This window comes from Actinotignum sp. usb-actsch-213 (genome assembly GCF_059085665.1).
Genome location: NZ_JBHNSQ010000048.1, coordinates 1 through 19,251, shown reverse-complemented (window position 1 = coordinate 19,251; position 19,251 = coordinate 1). Strand labels below are relative to the sequence as shown.

General features: G+C 63.9%; 14 protein-coding genes and 1 tRNA gene. 10 read left to right on the top strand and 5 right to left on the bottom strand.

The genetic code is table 11. The annotated features are described in order from the left end of the window. Positions 1-459 precede the first annotated feature (459 nt). Both AC5RK6_RS05580 and mtnN read left to right on the top strand, forming a co-directional pair. The gene (locus AC5RK6_RS05580; protein WP_126135944.1) at positions 460-915 is read left to right on the top strand and encodes an S-ribosylhomocysteine lyase; all 456 of its coding nucleotides are present in this window, start codon (positions 460-462) and stop codon (positions 913-915) included. After that, a complete protein-coding gene (gene mtnN / locus AC5RK6_RS05575; RefSeq protein ID WP_274732479.1) occupies positions 912-2,330 on the top strand; it encodes a 5'-methylthioadenosine/S-adenosylhomocysteine nucleosidase in 1,419 nt (472 codons plus the stop codon). The genes AC5RK6_RS05580 and mtnN overlap by 4 nt, the downstream gene beginning before the upstream one ends. 49 nt (positions 2,331-2,379) lie before the next feature. Here the strand turns inward: mtnN and AC5RK6_RS05570 are convergent, their stop codons facing one another. Then, positions 2,380-4,584 carry a S9 family peptidase gene (locus AC5RK6_RS05570; protein ID WP_435730993.1) on the bottom strand — a complete coding sequence of 735 codons (2,205 nt, stop codon included), beginning with the start codon at positions 4,582-4,584 and terminating at the stop codon, positions 2,380-2,382. Between the two features lie 657 nt (positions 4,585-5,241). Continuing rightward, the gene (locus AC5RK6_RS05565) at positions 5,242-6,069 is read right to left on the bottom strand and encodes a ribonuclease H family protein (RefSeq protein WP_274732481.1); all 828 of its coding nucleotides are present in this window, start codon (positions 6,067-6,069) and stop codon (positions 5,242-5,244) included. Between the two features lie 180 nt (positions 6,070-6,249). On the opposite strand from AC5RK6_RS05565, the gene AC5RK6_RS05560 reads away from it, so the two are divergent. The 4 genes from AC5RK6_RS05560 to AC5RK6_RS05545 all read left to right on the top strand — a co-directional run bounded on the left by AC5RK6_RS05560 (position 6,250) and on the right by AC5RK6_RS05545 (position 9,957). Then, on the top strand, positions 6,250-7,131 hold the full coding sequence (locus AC5RK6_RS05560) for a macro domain-containing protein (RefSeq protein ID WP_274732482.1): 882 nt from the start codon (positions 6,250-6,252) through the stop codon (positions 7,129-7,131). Beyond that, positions 7,131-8,273, top strand: a complete 1,143-nt coding sequence (locus AC5RK6_RS05555) for a DsbA family protein (RefSeq protein WP_435730994.1) — start codon at positions 7,131-7,133, stop codon at positions 8,271-8,273. Before AC5RK6_RS05560 ends, AC5RK6_RS05555 begins: the two co-directional genes overlap by 1 nt. A gap of 221 nt (positions 8,274-8,494) precedes the next feature. After that, positions 8,495-9,214, top strand: a complete 720-nt coding sequence (locus AC5RK6_RS05550; RefSeq protein ID WP_320758100.1) for an ABC transporter ATP-binding protein — start codon at positions 8,495-8,497, stop codon at positions 9,212-9,214. Then, entirely contained in the window at positions 9,211-9,957 is a 747-nt protein-coding gene (locus AC5RK6_RS05545; RefSeq protein WP_320758099.1) for an ABC transporter permease, read from the top strand. The genes AC5RK6_RS05550 and AC5RK6_RS05545 overlap by 4 nt, the downstream gene beginning before the upstream one ends. A gap of 79 nt (positions 9,958-10,036) precedes the next feature. Here the strand turns inward: AC5RK6_RS05545 and AC5RK6_RS05540 are convergent, their stop codons facing one another. The 3 genes from AC5RK6_RS05540 to AC5RK6_RS05530 form a co-directional block, all read right to left on the bottom strand. After that, positions 10,037-11,788 carry an ABC transporter ATP-binding protein gene (locus AC5RK6_RS05540; protein ID WP_320758098.1) on the bottom strand — a complete coding sequence of 584 codons (1,752 nt, stop codon included), beginning with the start codon at positions 11,786-11,788 and terminating at the stop codon, positions 10,037-10,039. Beyond that, a complete protein-coding gene (locus AC5RK6_RS05535) occupies positions 11,785-13,845 on the bottom strand; it encodes an ABC transporter ATP-binding protein (RefSeq protein ID WP_320758097.1) in 2,061 nt (686 codons plus the stop codon). The genes AC5RK6_RS05540 and AC5RK6_RS05535 overlap by 4 nt, the downstream gene beginning before the upstream one ends. Before the next feature lie 812 nt (positions 13,846-14,657). After that, positions 14,658-14,744: transfer RNA gene (locus AC5RK6_RS05530), tRNA-Leu, on the bottom strand. A 340-nt stretch (positions 14,745-15,084) separates the two neighbouring features. Between AC5RK6_RS05530 and AC5RK6_RS05525 the strand changes: the two genes are divergently transcribed. The 4 genes from AC5RK6_RS05525 to AC5RK6_RS05510 form a co-directional block, all read left to right on the top strand. Beyond that, positions 15,085-15,783, top strand: coding sequence for an FHA domain-containing protein (locus AC5RK6_RS05525; RefSeq protein WP_320758313.1), 699 nt, complete (start codon positions 15,085-15,087; stop codon positions 15,781-15,783). Further along, the gene (locus tag AC5RK6_RS05520) at positions 15,780-16,277 is read left to right on the top strand and encodes an FHA domain-containing protein FhaB/FipA (RefSeq protein WP_320758314.1); all 498 of its coding nucleotides are present in this window, start codon (positions 15,780-15,782) and stop codon (positions 16,275-16,277) included. Before AC5RK6_RS05525 ends, AC5RK6_RS05520 begins: the two co-directional genes overlap by 4 nt. Continuing rightward, positions 16,274-17,863 carry a PP2C family protein-serine/threonine phosphatase gene (locus AC5RK6_RS05515; protein ID WP_435730995.1) on the top strand — a complete coding sequence of 530 codons (1,590 nt, stop codon included), beginning with the start codon at positions 16,274-16,276 and terminating at the stop codon, positions 17,861-17,863. The genes AC5RK6_RS05520 and AC5RK6_RS05515 overlap by 4 nt, the downstream gene beginning before the upstream one ends. Continuing rightward, a partial coding sequence (locus AC5RK6_RS05510) for an FtsW/RodA/SpoVE family cell cycle protein (protein WP_493926377.1) occupies positions 17,860-19,251 on the top strand: 1,392 nt, incomplete at its 3' end. The genes AC5RK6_RS05515 and AC5RK6_RS05510, both read left to right, overlap by 4 nt.

The following is a 19,251-nucleotide window of genomic DNA, read 5'->3' as shown; positions in this document are numbered from 1 at the left end:
AACCCCCGTCCGCACCCCCTTTTGTCTATTAACCCGCCCACGTTCGCGTTATCATGCCGGACTGAGCCAGCCCGCGGCAGACATGGCGAAGGCCGGGGGTCCACGCTCCCCCGGCCTTCTCACGACTCTCGCGCTAGAACCGAGGATGGAATGGGAACCATCCGGGTTCATCTTGGCTGCGACTGAGCCTGTCCCCGGGAGATAACCAGTCTCCCGGCAGCGGAACGGGTCCACGCCTCCCGTTGCTTTCCGCTGACATGTTCTATATAACCGGAGCTTCCCTAAAATACCATGCACCGAGGCTGGAATTTTCCTGGGAATCTGAGACCGTTTCACCACGCTTTCCGAAGCTGGATACAATAGCCGGTGTTTGTGACATGCCGTGCGGGATCCGTACATCCGGCCCCACACCCGGCCCACAAAAGTAGCGTTCCAAAGAAGGGAAGAGCCGTGCCGCATATGAACGTCGAGTCTTTCAACCTCGACCACCGGAAAGTTTCCGCACCCTACGTGCGGGTTGCCGATATCAAACGCCTGCCGCACGGGGACGTCCTCACCAAATACGACATTCGCTTCTGCCAGCCCAATAAAGAGCATCTGACCATGCCGGTCATTCACTCCATCGAGCATTCCTTCGCTGAATACTCGCGCAATCACAGCGACGCCGTGGTCGATTTTTCCCCGATGGGCTGCCAAACCGGCTTCTACCTGCTGCTCGCCGCAGAACCGGACGTACCCGGCACCTGCGAGCTGGTGGAACAAACCTTCCGCGATATCCTGGCCGCCACCGAAGTCCCGGCCGCGAACGAAGTCCAGTGCGGCTGGGGTGCCAACCACAATCTCAAGGCCGCCCAAGAAGCGGTGGCCGCCATGCTGGCCGGGCGCGCGACCTGGGAGCAGGTGATGGCCAAGTGAGCCGCGCCTGCGCCCTCGCCCCCGGCGGCACCCGGCTGCGCGCCCTCATCATCGCAGCTCAAGACGAAGAAATCGTGCCGGTCCTCGCGGCCCTACGCGCCGAACCTTTCTGCGCCACCACCCCGGCCACCGCCGAATCCCTCCAGTCCATCTTCCCCACCGAGCTGCGCGGCGCATCCGGCGTGAACGTCCCCACGAACCTCGGTCCGGTTCTCTGCCTGCGCACCGGCATTGGCCTGGTCGCCACCGCGAGCGCACTCGGCTGGGCGCTGGCCCGCTACCGCCCCGAGGTCATCATCTCGGCCGGGTCCGCCGGCGGCCTGGCTGCCGATATCCGGGTGGGCGACGTCGTTGCCGGAACCCGCTACCGCTACGGACGCGCGGACGCAACCGTCTTCGGCTACGCACCCGGGCAGGTCCCCGGTGCACCCGAGTATTTCGAAGGCGACGCAACCCTCCTCGCCGCGGTCCCGGAGAATGCGCGCCGCGGCGAAGTCCTCTCCTCCGATGCCTTTGTCACGGCCGCGAATGTAGAGGATACCCGCACCCGTTTCCCGGACGCACTGCTCACCGATATGGAATCGACCGCCGCCGCGCATACCGCCGCGCTCGCGGGCATTCCTTTTATCACGATCCGTTCCGCCTCGGATCTATGCGGCCCGCAGGCCGGGATCGACTATCACATCGGCATCGACGAAGCCGCCGACCTTTCCGCGCGCGCGGTCACGGCCACCCTCGCGCGCCTGGCGGAAACTTCGCCGTGGCACGGCACCGCGAGTGGATCACGCACCCGCAGCCTGCCGCCGCGTTTTTCACACCTCGCACTCGAGGCCGCGATTCTCTATGTTTTCGGCCGTGTTCACGCCACTGAGGGCGACGACGCCGCAGCGCCCGCCGCCTCACTTGATGCGGAAATGGTTGCGGATGTGCGCAGGGCGCTCGGGGATTGCGCCCTGGACGCGGACGAGGTGCTCGCCTGCATCGCCCGGGCCCAGCGCGCTATTGCGGCCGATCCGCAGCTCACCCTCACGGCAAAGCAGTACGACGCCGAACGCCTGGCCGTCACGGAACAGGCAGGCGCGGAATCCGGGCGCGGGAAACTGACCTGGCCACCCACCTCGCAAACCGTAATCAAGCGTTTTTCCGGGTATTGGAACGAGGCGCTCCAGGCGGTCGGGCTCTCCGTGAGCAGCGGGCGCAAACGCGGTGCCTTGAAATTCACCACCCAGGATTATGTAGATGCGTTGCGCAGCCACGCTATCGCGGCGCGGCGCAACGGCAAGAACGTCAGCTACAACGGGTACGTGGAGTGGCTGGCCGATTCGGGCAACCAGGGCACCTACCCCTCCGGGGCCGCGATTCGCCAGCGCTTTGGCTCATGGTCCGCGGCGCTGGCCGAAGCGGGAATTAGCTAGCCGAAACAGGGCTGAGCTAGCCCGGCGCTGCGCGCCTAGTACACCGCGCCTAGTACACCTCGGTGGCGCCGATCTGGTCGAGCATCCACGCCACCTCTTCGGCGCGCTCCCGCCAGGCGTCATAACGCCCGGTTTTCCCGGCGTGCCCGGCCACCATCTCGATGCGTTCCAAGATGGGGCGGTCCGGGCTGGGCTTGGTTTTCTCGCGCAGCACCTGGACCCACTTCGTGGGCTCCACGTAGAGCACCCGAATATCGTTGAGAGACGTGGTGGCCAACACCGCCGGGTAACGCACGCCTTCGCGCACATTCTCCACCGGGCTGTAGTCCTTCATATAGGCATACACCTCCGGAGAAGCCACCGGGTTACCCCATTCTTCCCACTCGCCCACCGTCAGCGGGAGCTCCGGTTTAAGAATGGTGGTCAGCGCATCCACGAAGGGCACCGCGGCATGCACGGCTCGGAAAAGCTCGGGGGCCTGGTTGATCGCCGCACCGATCAGCAGGCCACCGGCGCTGCCACCTTCCGCCACCAGGCGATCAGGTGCCACCCAGCCGGAGTCAATAAGCCACCGCGCCGAATCCACGAAATCATTAAATGTGTTTTTCTTGCGGAGGAGTTTTCCGTCGTCGTACCACCGGCGCCCCAGTTCACCGCCGCCGCGGATATGCGACCACCCGATAACGACGCCGCGGTCGAGCAAGCTCAAGCGGTAAATAGAGAAATAGGGCTCGTTCGACACTTCGTAGCTGCCGTAACCGTAGAGGTAGCCGGGATTGGTGCCATCCGGGTGGATATCGGCACGGCGCACCACCGTGAGGGGGATCTCCACACCATCGCGGGCGGTCACCCATACCGCATCCTGGGTGTACAGCGAGGGGTCATAACCCGGGATATCAAGAGTGCGCAGCACCTCAATATCACCGGTGCGCGGGTCGAAGGCCTTTTGGGTGGGCGGCTCCAGGATGGACTGCTCCGTGAAGACCACCCGCGAAGTGAACCAATTGCCCTCCGGGTAGGTTTCCACGAAGCTTCCCTCGCCGGTGGGGATAGCCACCGGGGCACACCAACCGTGGTTGGGACGTGCCGCGGCCGGTTGGGCGGGCGCCGTGGTGGCGGCGTCGTTCCCCGAAACCGCGCGGGCATCTGCACTGGCCGTTGCCAACGGGGCCGAACCGATAGCGCTGGCGGCAGAAAGTGGACGTTCGCGGCGCATAACCCGCAACTGCGTTTGGCCTTCGGAACGCATCGAAATAACGGCGTGGCCGGCGTAGGCCTCCACGTAATCGACGCGCTCACCCTCCGCGGGCACGAAAATGGGATCCCACTCTTCCGGGGTGGAGGTGCGCAGCGGCGCGGAAGCTACCTCGAAATCGGGGCGGTTGGCGTTATGGACGATAAGGACCTGATCGCCGGCGGGCTCCGCGGTGTATTCCAAACCCTCGCGGCGCTCCAAGACCTTGACGCGCTGCTCGATATTCTCTGTGGAAATAAAACGCACATCCGAGGAGGTCACCGAAGCGGAGCAAATAATAATCCACTTGCCGTTGCGGGACTGTTCGTGATCAACGGAGAAACGCTCGTCGTTTTCCTGGAAGAGGACCGTGTCATTAAAATCGCCGATGCGGTGGAGGTTGACCTGCCATTGACGCCAGGAATCATCCACGCGCGAGTAGGCAACCGCGCTGGAATCGGCCATCCAGGCTAGGCCGTAGCCAATATCGCGCACGGAATCATCAACGATCTGGCCGGTTTCGATATCGAAAATGCGCAGGGTGAAATGCTCATCGCCCGTGAAATCCACGCTCATGGCGCCGAGCTTGCCATCCGGCGAGGGCATGAATCCGCCGCAGAGGAAGAATTCTTCCCCGAGAGCAAGCTCGTTACCGTCCCACACCGGGAATTCCGGGAAAGAGGTATTCAGGTCCGGGCGGGCGGCTCCGCGGGCCGGGGTGCGGAACATCGCCGGGTACTGCCGATCCTGGAAAGTGCGCCGGTAGTACCACCAGTCTCCCACCCGGTAAGGAAGTGCGCGGTCAGCCTCCTTGGTGCGCGCCTTGAATTCGGCCACGAGGTTATCGCGCAGGTCGCTCAGACCCGCGGTTTGCTCCCGGAAATAGGCGTTTTCGGCGTTGAGAAGCGCGCGGACATCCGGATCGGATTTATCACGCAGCCACTCGTAATTATCCACGTAGGTGTCGCCGTGGAAAGTGCGTTCGGTAGGGATTTTCTTCGCGATCGGGCCGATAGTCATGGAGGGATTCTACTGGACAGGAGGTGATTGGTGCGCGTGGGCGTGCGCTGTTGCGCGGCACCGTGCGCGCGGGCGTGTGGTACGACGGCGCAGCCGCCGGCTAGCGCGGACGTCGTCACGTTAGCGGGCAGAAGGGAGCGGGCGGAAGGGAGCGAGAATCTCACAAACCTCAGCAGTCACACCAACATCTGGGGATGGAGCATGTGTTGTCCGGGCTGTACTTCGCGTGTACGACATTTGCAGTACAGCCCGGAAAAACACCCCGCCCCGCCGGCTAGGGCACCTGGGTACCGAGGGGATGGGCCACAGGATGCAAATTGGGGAACATCGGGATCTTGTAGTGCAAGCCCAGAACAGAAAACGGGCCACAATGGTGTGTAGATTTGCATCCTGTTGCGGGCCAGTTGAGGTTTACAGACCTATAGGGCCCACAACCGGGGCCTATAGGCCAAAAAATGAGGACCGGCCCTGGACTACTCCAAGGAGCAGCGGTACCGGTCTTGGTGAGATAACTTTACCGGATCATCAAGAAAACGCGAGCCTGCTTGGATTCTAGTCAGAATCTACTCACGCCAGGGCGGCTTTGAGCAGGTCGCGGGCCGTTGAATGGCTTTCTTCGCTGCCGGTTTTCCGGCTTCCGAACGGAACTACGCGCGGTCAGCCGCGGCGGGAGAATTCACGGGAACGCGCGACGGCGAGGGAATCGACCAGCTCGTTGGCGGCATCACCAGCGTGGCCTTTGACCCATTCTACTTCGGTGCGGCCGGTGCGAGACTCGTACAGCGTGAGGAGGCGCTCGACGAGATCACGATTCTTCACCGGCTTCCCGTCCGCTTTCTTCCAGCCCTTCGCGCGCCAACCGCGCGCCCATTTCGTCATGACATTAATGACGTACTGCGAATCCGCGCGGATAAGCAACGGCGCTTGGGTACCGTGCTGAGCCGCCACATATTCCAAACCCTCGATGAGCGCCGTCAGCTCCATAATATTATTCGTGGTGCGGGCCGCTCCTCCGCTATCCCGCGCCCCGCTGAGCTGCTCAACCCAGGCCCAACCACCCGGTCCCGGATTCCCCGAGCACGCCCCATCGGTGGCAAGCACCGCGGCAAAGCCCGGGCGCGGGCTGCCGACCGGGCTACCGCTCCCGGGCGCCAAGGCTGGAGCGGGGCTGGCTGCGGCGGCGTCGTACCCCTCATCTTCATCCATGCCCGCGAGCGGCAGCAGACCCTGCACCTCGTTAGTCACGGCCTCCGCGGTGGCTGTGCCGCCCGCATCAGTATCCACAACCGCGCGCAGCAAGCGCTCGGAATCCGCGTGCCACAACACCCCGCTTTCGCGTCCCTCATCAGCTAAACCGTGGCGGGAAGCGAGCGGGGACGGCGCGGCGCCGTCGGCCAAACCTAAACGTTCGAGGGCGGCGAGGGTAGTGAAAGTATCCGTGCCGCAACGTTCAGCCAATTCAGCGGTTGTTAACCAGGTTGTCATAGCTTTAGGGTAGCGTGCCGGGCGGTGCGACCACGCATCCCGGGGATTCCGCGCAGTTATCCACAGGGCGTGGCGGCGGGCGCGCAAGGCCACCGGCCCTGTGCATACGCGCACGAAAACCGTTCCTGCCCGGTACCCTTGTACTAGGGAACCCTGTTCGGACCCAGAATAAGGAGAATAATGCTCAACCTAGCTGAATATCGCGACGCCCTGAAGCTCGACGACGAGTGGCCCGCGCCCGCCCCCTCGAAGCGCACCGACCGGGAACTTTTTGAGATTGCCTTCGGCGGTCTGGATGGCGACCTGGCGAAAATGACCGACCGGGAGCTCTTCACCGAACTCAACCACCGCCTCATCCAGCGTGATCCTGAAGAAGTTAATGAGGATGTGTCACGCGCGATTGACGTGCTGCTCTACCGGCTTTCCGGCTACCTCGGCCGCACCGAGGCACGCCACCTGGCTCGTATTTCTGACATGATGCCGGAATCGGAATACCCCGCTCGGGATAAAACCGTGATCTGGCGCGGGGATGCGCGGGAACTCGTGGTGGACGCGGTGGTCAATGGGGCGCGCCCGAACCTGCTGGGCTATCGTGATTACAATAAGCCCTCTATTGACCAGGCGATTCACGGCCAGGCCGGCCCGTGGCTGCGCAATGATTGCGCCACCCTGTACTCGATGTCGAATCGCGAACTGGAACCGGGCGAAGCGGCGCTGACCCGCGGGTATCGCCTGCCGGCACGCTACGTGCTCCACACCCTGCCGCCCACGGTGGAAGGTGAGGTGACGGATGCGGATCGCGCGGCGCTGGCCAGCTGCTACACCCGCTGCCTGGATCTGGCTTCGGACAAGGGTGATATTACCTCGGTGTCCTTCTGCTCGTTGGCCACCGGCCATTCGCATTTCCCCTTCGCGGAAGCCACCCGGATTGCGTTGGATACCGTGGCGCAGTGGCTGCACCAGAATCCGCGCTCGAATGTGAATCTGGTGGTCTTTGATATCTTCGCTGATGAAGATGCGGAACATTTCGTGCGCACGATTGAGCGCTGGGTGGAGGAATAATGAGCCAGGGAACTCCTGACTCCGTGGATCGCGGCCAATCTGGGTTCCAGGGTCAGTACGGTGCGCCCGCAGCGGCGGGTTCGGATGCGGGCGTGGGCCCTGATCCGAGCGTCGGTGCGGCCGGGGGCGCTGCTCCCAGTGCGGGCACCGGTGCTGACCCAGCCGGCCCGGCGTGGCCGCCTTCCGCGCCTCCCGCGGTTCCTGCTGGGGAACAAGAACAGCACCCCAGCAGCCGCGGCTTCTGGGTGATGATCACCGTGCTGGCGATTATTGCCCTGGTGGTTTTCGCGGTGCTGCTCACCCTCGGCTCGTCCAACGGGCGTTTCGGGGGCAGCGCAGCGCCGCACCCCACCACTACCGCCACCGCACCGGCCACGCCTGGAGCAGGCGCGCCGGGCCAGGGCGGATCGGCCCAGGGCGCGCCGGGAACCATCCCGAATACCGCGCCCGGCCCCGTCGAAACGCGCTATACCCAGCTCGCCACGGATCGCGGTTGGGTGGCCGGTCAGGATTACATTCCCACTCAGCCCGATGAGATTCGCACCCAGCTCCAGGCCCTGCCGCAGCTGGAGCCGTCCTCCGGGCAAACCGCCGGGGATCCCAAGGCCCCCGTGCACGTCACGATCTACTCTGATTACGCTTGCAGTTTCTGCAATAAACTCCACGCCGAATCCGTACCGCAGCTCCTGGAGCTGGCCAAGAAGGGCGATATTTACCTCGCGTACGTGCAGGTTCCGATCTTCAAGGACACCGTGTCCAGTGATCGCGCGGCCGCCGCCGCGCACGCGGCCGGATTGCAGGGCAAGTTCTGGGAGTACTCGGCTCTTCTTTTCGACGGCGCAGCTGCCGCCGGCCACGACCCCGACAAGGCAGCATCCATGTTCTCCAATGAGAACCTCGATGCTTTCGCCACCCAGCTGGGCTTGGACGTAGAGGATTTCCGGACCGCGCGTGACAGCGCGGAAACCACCAGCTTCATTGCCGCCCAGGAATCCCTGGGTCTGGAAACCCTGGGGTTGCGCGGCACCCCCGCGATTATTATCAACGGCACCGCGAGCACCGGCTACCAGCCACTCACTGCAATCACCAATACGATTGAGCTCGAAAAGGCGCTCGTGGACGCGGCGGGGTCGGAAGGTTAAGCCAAGCTAAGCTAAATTTGACGAATATTAACAGATAGAAAACAGAGTATCCATGGTACGTGCCCGACGCTAAGCCCTCCCTTTCCGGCGAGGCTGCGCTCCAGTAATACACGGCGTCTCGGTAACTAACCGAGACGGTCCTTTGGGCACCCTACGGACTCGGCCTCTCCGGTATGCACATCGCTTATGGAAGTCTTTGCATATTTTGGAGGTAAGCGTTCATGGATACCCCTATCCTCGAAGCTATCGGGGTAGAAAAAATCTACCCAAAGAAATCAACACCGGCCCTTACCTGCGTTAACCTTGCCCTGCACCCGGGTGAACTGGTTGCCGTTATCGGCCATAACGGAGCGGGAAAATCCACGCTCTTCGATATTCTGGGCGGGCTCATCAAGCCCACCCGCGGCACGGTCAGCAATTCCGTGGCCGAAAGCGCTATCGGCTGGTGCCCGCAGCGCGAAATTATCGACTGGTCCCTCACCGTGACCCAAAATATTCTTTTGGGCCTCGATCTGCGGGTGGGCCGTTGGCATCGCCGCGCTGATATTGAGGGCGTTGCGGAGATTTTGGGCCTCTCGCAGCTCCTTGACCGCACCGCGGAAACCCTCTCCGGCGGGGAATTGCGCCGCACCCAAATCGCCCGCGCAATTATCGGCAACCCCAGCCTCATGATTCTGGACGAGCCAACCACCGGCCTGGACCCCGCCGGCATCGACACCGTTTTTAGCTACCTGCGCTCCCGGGTGGAGGCAGGGCGAACCGTGCTGGTCAGCACGCACGAAACCTCGAAGTTTTCCGAGTACTGCACCCGGGTTATTGCCCTGCGCGGCGGTCGCATTATTGCCGATATGCCGGCCGCGCGGTTCATGGCCCATTGCCCCGGCAGCACCGACCTCTGGGAAGCCCTCACATCATACGAAGAAGAAACACCGCTCCCATGAAAAAATCGCTTATTCTCACTAAGTACCATATTTCCTCCTTGTGGAATTGGCGCGGCGTCTACCTCGGTCGCATCGTCGAGCCACTGGCTTATTTCGTTTTTCTGGTTGCGGGCATTTCCGGGATGCTCGGTAGCGCGCAGAGCGGGAGCTACCTCAGCTACGCCTTCACGGGCATCGTCTGCCTGCTCACGTTCCGCGCTTTCGGCTACACCACTTCCGACGTCGCCAATGACAGAAAGTGGGGCGTCTACGCGATTTTCATGATGCAGGGCGGGAAGGTGTGGACCTATCTCGCCTCGATTTTCGCGGTGATTTCCCTGGTGTTCCTCGTGCAAGTCGCGGCGGTCACGCTCGCTTACTTGGGTCTGTCATTCGCGTGCGGAACCAGCGTAAACGCCACCGTTCTGCTGGCGGGGCCGCTCATTGCCCTCCTGGTTGTGTGGGGCTGGGTGAGCCTCGGCGCGGCGGTGGGCGCCCTGGTGAATAGCTACGCGGCGCGCGATATGCTCGCCACGTTCACCACGCTTCCGGTGGTCCTCTCCGCCCCGCTGTTCTACGAGCTCAGCTCCGCGCCCACGTACCTCCAGGCCATCGCGCGCTGCAACCCGCTCACGTATCACGTGCAGTGGATGCGCGCACCGGCGGCTGTGGATATCGTGTTCGCGCTGCTGTGGGTTGGAACAACGACGGCGCTAGCCCGCTACGCTCTCAGCCGCGCAGATAGGCTCAGCTCCGAGCGGTAACTCCCCGGCCCGGCGGCGCGAAGCACAAACTAAAACAGGACCGCCTCCCGGAGCGCACCCGCGCCTCACCCTTTCATCCTCACCCCTCCGGCACATCAACCGCCTGCCACATCTCCCACAGCCGGGCGTATTCCCCGCCGCGTTCGACCAGCTCATCGTGGCTGCCCAGCTCGGCAACCCGCCCGTCGAGCATCACGGCCACCCGATCCGCGGAGTGGGCGCTATACAAACGGTGCGCGATGGAAATAACGGTGCGCCCTTCCAGTACCCGCGCCAGGGCACGCTCCGCCGAACGCGCCGCATTCGGATCCAGCATCGCGGTGGCCTCGTCCAAAATGAGGATCTGCGGATCCAGCACAATAATGCGGGCCAGCGCCAATTGCTGGGCCTGCGCGGGTGACAGCTCGCGCGCCCCACCCGCCAGGCGCTCCTCCAAAGGCAGATCCAGTTCCACCGCCGCGAGCGCGGCCCGCATTTCCTCCTCGCTGGCATCCGCGCGAGCCATGCGCAGATTATCGGCCACCGTTCCCACGAACACGTGGTGCTCCTGCGTCACCAGCGACACCGTGGTATGCAGGTGATCCTCCCTAATTCGGGAAGCATCCGCACCGCCGATCCGCACCGTCCCCGATTCAGGGCGGTTAATACCGGCAATCAGACGCGCCAGCGTGGACTTCCCGGCCCCGGACGGCCCCACAATCGCCAGGTGCTCCCCGCTGCGCACCTCCAGATCCACGCCCTTGAGCGCGTAGGCGCGTGGCTCGCTGGGCCCGGCGTCGTCGTTAATGGTGCGGCCGTAACGGAAACGCACCCCGCGCAATTCAACATCGGTTCCACGCGGAACTTCGGGGCGCGACTCCGGCGGCACCGTATCCACCCCGAAAATGCGGGCGAAGGACACCAAGGAATACTGGAGTTCGGTGATGAACCAGCCGAGCTCTTCGAGCGGGCCGGCCAGTTGGATCGCGAGCATCGTGACCGTGATGACCTGGCCGAGAGTTGCGGCGCCGCGCGGGATGAGCAGCGCGCCCACCAGCGGCGTGACCAGAACCGGCAGCCAGACGGATAGCGCCACGCCGGCGCGGAACAGCCATACAATCCCCGCGCCGTACGTTTCCACGCGCACGTGTTCCTCGATGAAGGTGCCCAGGCGCCCGAGGCGCACCCGCCCCAGGTTGAGGGCATCGACGGTGGTTTTTTGGGTGACGGTTTCGGAAACCGAGCCGGCGAAAGCCGCGCGCACCGCGCTCCCGGACTGGAAAACCGGAACGATGCGGCGCAGGAACCAGCGCACCACCGCCGTCACCAGCGCCGTGAGGAACAGCGTCCAGCCGAGGGTCGGGGCCGCCAAGAGCGCCGCTCCCAGCGAAACGCACACGGTGGTCACCAGCACCACGAGGCTGGAAATTCCGCGTTGGATAAAGAATTGTACGCGGGTGATATCGTCCGTGGTGCGGCCGAGGAGATCCCCGGAGCCGGCGCTTTCCACCAGGTCAAGGGGCAGGTGGGTGATGCCGTGCACCACGCCGTCGCGCAGCTGGGCGAAAATACGGTTGCCGAAATATTCCGCGCGCAAATCCGCGAGGAACGTGAACAGCGTATGCACCGCGACCGCCCCGAGCATCAGGGCGATGAGCCCGGCCGCGCGGGCGGCTGCTTCCGGGTGTCCGGCAATATCGATGGCACGGCCGATCACGATAGGAGAAATAACCGCCGCGATGGCCGCCACTAATTGCAGCCCGACGACCAGGCTGAATTCACCCAGGCGCCCGCGGACAATACGCGCCAGGGCACGCACAGAAAAACGGCGCGATGCGATGGGAAGGATCATGCCAGCTCCTCTCCGGGTTGCGGGGTTTTCGCGGCGGCGCGGTTTGCGGCGGCGCGGTTTGCGGCGGCGGGCCGTTCCGCGGATCCGGTTTCACCGGTTTGCGGTTCTTCTCCGGTTTCCCGCACCACGATGCGGCGATAGTCCGGGTAGTCGAGTAGGTCCGCGTGCGTACCGCGCGCGATTTCTTTGCCGTCGCGAATAAGAACGACGACGTCAGCCGCCCCCAGCACCAGCGGAGATGCCGAAACGACTACGGTGGTGCGCCCTTTTCGGGCTTGGGATAGGGCCGCGGCGATACGAGCCTCGGTGTGGGAATCCACCGCGGAGGTGGGGTCCACGAGGATGGCGATGTCCGGGTCGGAAGCCAGCAGCCGGGCCAACACCACGCGCTGACGCTGGCCACCCGAAACATTGCGGCCACGCTCGGTGACCGTGCCGTCCAAGCCGCCCAGCGAATCCACGGCATCGCGAGCCTGAGCCGTGGCCAGCGCCCAGGTGAGCCGATCATCGGCACTGGTATCCGCCGGGGCATGCTGGTGGCCGGCCTGTCCGCTCGAATAATCCTCGAAAAGCTGGGCCAGGGTGCGGGCTGGCACCTCCGGGGCGTGCTCGCCCTGGAGGTTTTCGCGCAGGGTGCCAGCGAAAAGATCGGCGACCGGCCCCGAGTAGCGGATATGGGCGCGTAGTTCGTCCAAGGGAATATCCGCGGCGCGGGCTTCGCCCGGGGTGGGCGCTTTGCCGGCGGCGGGCCCTTCGCCCAGCTCACCGTTAGCTGTCGGAGCGGGCCAGCGCAGGCTGATATCGGCGTCGTCGTTCATCCGCGCGAGCCGCGCCGCAATCGCGGTACCCTCCTCCACATTCGCGCCCACCACGGCGGTGAAGCGCCCGGCTTCGATGTGCAGCTCCGCCGCGGCGTCGTACAGCGAAACCGCGTGCCAGGCCGGCGGGATCACGGTGCCGGTATCGGGCAGGAGCGGTTCGGCCGCGAGCGCGCGGGTAATTTTCTTGGCGCTCACCCAGGCAGCCACCGCGGTTGCCGCGAAGCTCGCGAACATGATGATCGGCATGGAGAGGATGGCGCAATAGCCGGCGAACGCGAAGAGTTCGCCGGCGGTGAGGTGCCCGCTAAGCAGCATACTCACGCCCACCGTCACGATGACCGCCTGGAAAATAAGCGGACCGCCGTTGGTCACGGTGGACATGAGAGCGCGCGAAGGTGCGGCGTCGAAACCGGCCTTTTTGACCGCTTCCGATTGTTCGCGGTAGCGCGCATTGTAGTAATCTTCCCCGCCGACGCCGCGCATCACCCGCAGCCCGACCACGCCGTCCGTGGCCAGCGTGGTGAGTTTGCCCTGTTCTTCGCGCAGCGGCTCGCGCCATTTGGCCATGACACGGGAAATCCAGGAGACAACCGCCATGACAAGCGGAAGGCCGATAATCACCGCGAGGCCGAGGGGCACGCTCATCCGCATCATGAGCACCGCCACCAGCCCGAAGGAGAGGAACGACGCAATCGTGGCCGGCGTATTAATGAGCATCGAACCGACCATATAGGTATCCGAATTGAGCACGGAGACGACGTCGCCCGTTTGCATCTGCAGATTGGTGCGGCGCGGGAAAAGCCGGGCGGCGAGGGTGCGCTGCGGATGGATCATTGCCCGCATCCACAACATATTTTCGGGAATTTCCGTGCAGAGCGTGAGAGCAAGGATAAGAGTGGCGACGACGAAGGATCCTGCCGGAGCGAGGAGCTCGGCGGTGATGCCGTGCTCCAGCCCGGAATCTAGCATTTTCCCGACGAAGTGAATTTGGCTGACGCTGGCCACCGAAGTCAGGCAAGAGATCAGCGTGGTCAGCGCAATCAACCCGGCATTTTCGCGGGTGATGGCGAGGAGGAATGCGAGGGGCCGGTTCGGGTAAGCGTGGATATGTTCTTCGGAGAAGCGCAGCGAGCGCGGGCGGAAGGCGGAGAAGCGGGAAATATGCGGGGTGGGTTTTGGGTGCGTGGAGGACGCGGAACGCGTAGCGGATGTGGACGCGGCCGAGGGCTGGGTCATGGGATTCCTCAAGATGCTGTGATTCGAATATTCCATGGGGCTGGATCAGGTGTGGATCCGGAGCTGAGCGGAGCACGCGAAAATTGCGGCGGTACGAGGGGTGAGCGCGAGGGCGCCGATGTACCTACCGGTGAGTGCTGCGTGCGTGACCTGGCGTGACTACCGCGCTTCAACGCGTGGCGCCACGCCGATCTACAGGAATAGTTGAATGCCCATGGGTGGAATCGTAGCACAGAAATTCCCGGCGCCGGGCGCGGCCCCGTTCGGTAGCAGCGCGCCCGAAAGCCGAGGAGCTATAAGCCAGATGCCCTATGATCCCCCATAACTCAAACCTCAAGATTCACACCAGCACCTGGGGAGGAGGTATGTGTTGTCAGAGCTGTACTTCGCATGTACGACATCGGCAGTACACTCCAGAAAACACATACCCGGTTCGGCGGTCTACGCGCTCGCGATATTGCCCGCGCGCGTGCCAGAATCCAGCAGGCCCCGCAAAGTGTGCGTCCCGAACCTCGTAGCCCGCAAAGTGTGCGTAAGGAACATGAACTCAGGTGAAAACGGTACTCGCACGCACACTTTGTTTCCAGGCACGATTCGGGAGCGGTACTGCCGTCCAGAGTTGAAATGAAAGACCCCGGCGGGGTAAGCGCCGGGGTCCCAACTGAAAGGAGATTCCTATGGAAAAAGAAACCATCCGATAGCAACTGTATGACACAACGCCATCGCGGCGCAATGGAAAATTGGGGGTTATGCCATTTCGGACGATGTCGCCAAACCGCTATGAGAAATGCCAGCGGTGCCAATATCAACTGTGGTGCTCAAGGGGGGAGTTGAACCCCCACGCCCTCACGGGCACACGGACCTGAACCGTGCGCGTCTGCCTATTCCGCCACTTGAGCAAGTGCACGTATGAGCTTATCGTCTCATCCCCGATTAGTCCAAGTTTTTGCAGCCCGAATTTACGTGAGACGCGTCGCAGCGCTGGGGCTCGGGCTCGTGGTCCCGGCGGCCGCGCAGAGTTGCGGCAGCGGGAAGTACGCCGCGGCGAGGACGCACCGGCGCCACAGCGCCGCGCTGCCAGCTGGGCGTCGTCGCCCCACCACCCGCTCCGCTCACGGCGCGGAAGGTAGCGGCGCACCGGCGCGGGCGATTACAGTCGCCTATAGAAGCTGAAGCTACAGAAGCGCTATAAGCTACACGAGCTGCAGAAGCGAACAGTAATAGGGAAGGGGCAGGGCCATGGGCGCCCTCGGGAAGTTTGAAAAGGGAGTGGAGAACGCCGTCGCTGGAGCGTTCCGCGTTTTCCAGTCCGAGCTGAAACCGGTGGAGATCCTCACCGATATCAAAAAGGCCATGACGCGCGATGCCGCCGAACTCTCCCGCGAGCGCACCGTTGCCCCAAATATTTTCACTGTCGCGCTCGCCCCGGCGGATCTGGCTCGGGTGGATTCCTGGGGCCAGGATGCCCTCCGCGAGGAACTCGCCCGTTCCGCAGTGGAATACGCCACTGAACAGGACTATTTATTCGTCGGCCCGATTGAGATCACATTCGAGGAGGATCCCCAGTTGCGCGAAGGAACAGCACGCACCCGGACAACCATGCAGCGCGGCGCCATCGCCCCGGCCACTCGCAGCGCCGGCACGGAGGAAAACCCGCTCATTCAGGTGGGGCGGGATCGCTACCTCCTCACCGGCACCACCGCGATTATCGGCCGCGGCTCCGATTGCGATATCAGCGTGGACGACTCGGGCATCTCCCGCCACCACCTCGAACTCCAGGTCACCCCGAATGGCGTGATCGCCACGGACCTCAACTCCACCAACGGCACCTTCGTGGAAGGCCACCGCATTAGCGCGGCCACCCTGGTGGACGGCAATACAATCACTATCGGCCGCACCCACATTATGTTCTGGACCGGAACGGCTTCCGCCTCATGAATCTCGCAATAACCTTATTGCGCTTCGGTTTTCTAGCGCTGCTGTGGCTCTTTATTTTCGCCGTCGTGCTGACGGTGCGCCGTGATGTGCTGGGAACGGACGTGCGGCGTCGTTCTTCTCTTCTTTCGGCACGACACCGCAGCATCCACGCACCCACCCCCGTGGAAAACGACTCCCCCGCGGCGCCCGCCGCGCCGGTTGAGCGACCGGTTTACCTGGTGGTAACCGGGGGTCCGCTGCTGGGGACCGCGGTGCCGCTCAGCTCGCAACCGGTCTATATCGGGCGCGCCCCGGATAACACTCTTGTCCTGGATGACACGTATGCTTCCGGTCATCACGCCCGTATTTACGCGGCGGAAGGCCGGCGCTGGGTGGAGGATCTGGGCTCAACAAACGGTACCCTGGTAGGGGGGATCCGCATTAACGGCTCGACCGCGCTGGACCCCGGCGTTGTTATTCAGGTGGGGGAAACCACGATGGAGCTACAAGTTTGAGTATTCAGCTACGCTACGCGGCGTTTTCCGATGTCGGCCTGGTTCGTTCCAATAACCAGGACGGTGGCTACGCCTCGCCTCATTTGCTTGTTGTGGCAGATGGGATGGGCGGCGCAGCCGCCGGCGATATCGCCTCATCGGTGACGGTGGGGCATTTGGTCGCGGTGGATGATGTGCACGCCGCTGATGATTTGCTGCCGCTGTTGCGCCGCGCGGTGGAGGCCGCGCATGATGACATGCTCGAGCTCGTTGCGGAAAACCCGAAAATGGCGGGCATGGGCACTACCTGCATTGCTATGCTGCGTGCTTCGAATAAGCTCGCGATGGTTCATATTGGTGATTCGCGGGCGTACCTTTTGCGGGATGGCAAGCTCGGCCAGGTGACGCATGACCACACCCTGGTCCAGTACCTGGTGGATCACGGCCGGCTCACCCCGGAGGAAGCCGAACACCACCCCCAGCGCAATGTGATTATGCGAGCGCTCGGGGACACCCCCGGCGAAGTAGAACTGGACGAATCCGTGCGGGAAGCCCGGGTGGGCGACCGCTGGCTGCTGTGCTCGGACGGCCTATTCGGCGTGGTCGCGCACGACACCATCGAGCACGCCATGTCCGCCATTCCGGACCTGCACCAGCTGGGCGAACACCTCATCGATTTAGCACTGGCGGCCGGGGCTCCCGATAACGTCACCGTTATTCTTGCGGATGTTATTGACGACGCCGCACTCACCAGCCCGCTGCCCTCCCAGCCTATTGTGGTCGGTTCGGCGGCGCGCGATTACCGGCGGCCCACCCGCGGGGGTAATTCCGCCGCGGCCAAGGCGGCGACGCTAACGCGGAATGCGAACGCCGGGACTGGCTGCGGCACTGTGGGCACGGGAGCTGCGGCTGATGGTGCGGCTGATGGTGCCGCGGGCACGAACGGGTCAGCGGCTCCCGCTGGAGAAGATTGTTCAGGAACCGGCACCAATTCCGGCGCTGGCACAGCTTCGCGCAGTGGCCGCAAGAATAAAGCTGCAAAAAATAGCCCAGCGAGTGGGGCCACCGGCGGCGTGGGCGGCGCATCCTGCGTGGGCCGCGGGTCGGGTGCCGACCGCGAGAGTTCGGGCGCCGAGGGTAGTCCTCGCGCGCGCTGGGGAGCACGCCTGGCTGTTATTCTGACTGTTCTGGCCCTGGCGGTGGCCGGCCTATTCGGCGCGTACCGCTGGACCCAGAGCCGCTACTACGTGGCCAATAACAAGGGCACCGTTACGATTTACCGGGGAATCCCGCAGCGCCTCGGCCCACTGGAGTTCTCCCACGCGGCGGAAGCCACTGATCTCCAGGTCCGCGATCTCACCCCGGTGGCCCAAGATCGGCTAGCCACGCCCATCACGCGCGCTTCGCTGCGCGAAGCGCGCGCCGTCGTCGCCGCCCTGCGTGAGCAAAAAGCACAGAACAACGAACCTACGCCAGCGCCCGCGCCCGCTACGCCCGGTGCCTCGGCAACGCCCGCGCCACCCGCGAGCTCAAGCCCCGCACCCAAGGCGCCGGCCGCACTCGCACCGGAATCGGCCGCACCCGCGAACCCGGGAGAGAACCGATGAGCACGGTGGTTCCCCCGCGCACGCGCCGCGGCCGCTGGCCGGAAATCACCCTGCTGCTGCTGGCCGGAGCCATCGGGGTGGGTGCCTATTACCTGGTGTGGACCGGGCTGGATAATACCGGGCTACCACCCAGCTTCGCGCTGGTGGTAGGCGCCGGCGCCGCCCTGGTTTTTGCCTGCCACCTGCTCATTCGCGCACTGTGCCCCTACGCGGACCCGGTGCTTTTCCCCTGCGCGATCGCCCTCAACGGGCTGGGCCTTGCCATGATCTACCGGGTGGATGCCGCGGCGGATACCGACCACGCCCGCAGCCAGCTCATCCTCACCGCCGGGGCGCTGGTGTTCTTCGCCATCACCATCCTTGCGGTGCGCAATTATCGGGTACTGCAGAACTATATGTGGACCTCGCTCATCTCCGGAGTGGTGCTGCTCCTGCTCCCGCTCAGCCCGCTGGGCCGCACCCTCAACGGCTCGCGTCTGTGGATCGGGGTGGGCGGGATGTCCTTCCAGCCGGCGGAGGTCGCGAAAATCTGTTTCGCGGTGTTTTTCGCGGCTTACCTCGTGACCGAGCGCGATAACCTGGCGCTCGCCGGCCCGAAAATCCTGGGTATTCGCCTACCTAAAGCCCGCCATATCCTCCCGGTTCTTATCGCCTGGGCACTGTGCATGGGCGTGCTCGTTTTTGAACGCGATTTCGGCACCGCGCTGCTGTTCTTCGGGCTGTTCGTGGCGATGCTGTGGGTGGCCACCGAGCAAGTATCCTGGCTGGCCATCGGCGCGCTCCTCACCGTAGGCGGGGTGTGGTTCATTTCGACAACGGTCTCCCACGTGCAGGCACGTTTCGCCATCTGGCTCGACCCCTTCGATCCGGAACTGTACGACGCCGTCGGCGGCTCCTACCAGGTGGTTCAGGGTCTCTTCGGCATGGCCTCCGGCGGGCTCTTCGGGGCGGGGCTCGGGCGCGGCTACCCGAACCTGGTGTACGCGGCGCATTCCGATTTCATTTACGCCTCCTTCGCCGAGGAGCTCGGCCTGGTGGGTGTGGGCGCCATCCTGTGCATCTACCTGCTTCTTATCAGCCGCGGCATGCGGGTTGCCCTGGAATCGCGCGACGGCTTCGGCAAACTCCTCGCTTCCGGACTTTCCTTTGTACTCGGGCTGCAATGCTTCATCGTTATCGGCGGGGTGACGCGCATTATCCCGCTCACCGGCCTGGCCCTGCCTTTCCTCGCGCACGGCGGTTCGGCGCTGCTGACAAACTGGATTATTATCGCGCTACTCATCCGCATGTCGCACACCGCCCGCCGCCCCGAAGAAGCGCGCCCGCTGCCCACCACCGACGAACTCGCGGTCCTGCGTGGGAGCGCTGATGAGAATGATAGTGAGGGC

What these genes read in the sequence shown, in the direction of transcription:
- AC5RK6_RS05580 (WP_126135944.1), top strand. Translation starts at nt 460, where the DNA reads ATGAACGTCGAGTCTTTCAACCTCGACCACCGGAAAGTTTCCGCACCC.
- AC5RK6_RS05570 (WP_435730993.1), bottom strand. Translation starts at nt 4,584, where the DNA reads ATGACTATCGGCCCGATCGCGAAGAAAATCCCTACCGAACGCACTTTC.
- AC5RK6_RS05565 (WP_274732481.1), bottom strand. Translation starts at nt 6,069, where the DNA reads ATGACAACCTGGTTAACAACCGCTGAATTGGCTGAACGTTGCGGCACG.
- AC5RK6_RS05560 (WP_274732482.1), top strand. Translation starts at nt 6,250, where the DNA reads ATGCTCAACCTAGCTGAATATCGCGACGCCCTGAAGCTCGACGACGAG.
- AC5RK6_RS05555 (WP_435730994.1), top strand. Translation starts at nt 7,131, where the DNA reads ATGAGCCAGGGAACTCCTGACTCCGTGGATCGCGGCCAATCTGGGTTC.
- AC5RK6_RS05550 (WP_320758100.1), top strand. Translation starts at nt 8,495, where the DNA reads ATGGATACCCCTATCCTCGAAGCTATCGGGGTAGAAAAAATCTACCCA.
- AC5RK6_RS05545 (WP_320758099.1), top strand. Translation starts at nt 9,211, where the DNA reads ATGAAAAAATCGCTTATTCTCACTAAGTACCATATTTCCTCCTTGTGG.
- AC5RK6_RS05540 (WP_320758098.1), bottom strand. Translation starts at nt 11,788, where the DNA reads ATGATCCTTCCCATCGCATCGCGCCGTTTTTCTGTGCGTGCCCTGGCG.
- AC5RK6_RS05535 (WP_320758097.1), bottom strand. Translation starts at nt 13,845, where the DNA reads ATGACCCAGCCCTCGGCCGCGTCCACATCCGCTACGCGTTCCGCGTCC.
- AC5RK6_RS05525 (WP_320758313.1), top strand. Translation starts at nt 15,085, where the DNA reads ATGGGCGCCCTCGGGAAGTTTGAAAAGGGAGTGGAGAACGCCGTCGCT.
- AC5RK6_RS05520 (WP_320758314.1), top strand. Translation starts at nt 15,780, where the DNA reads ATGAATCTCGCAATAACCTTATTGCGCTTCGGTTTTCTAGCGCTGCTG.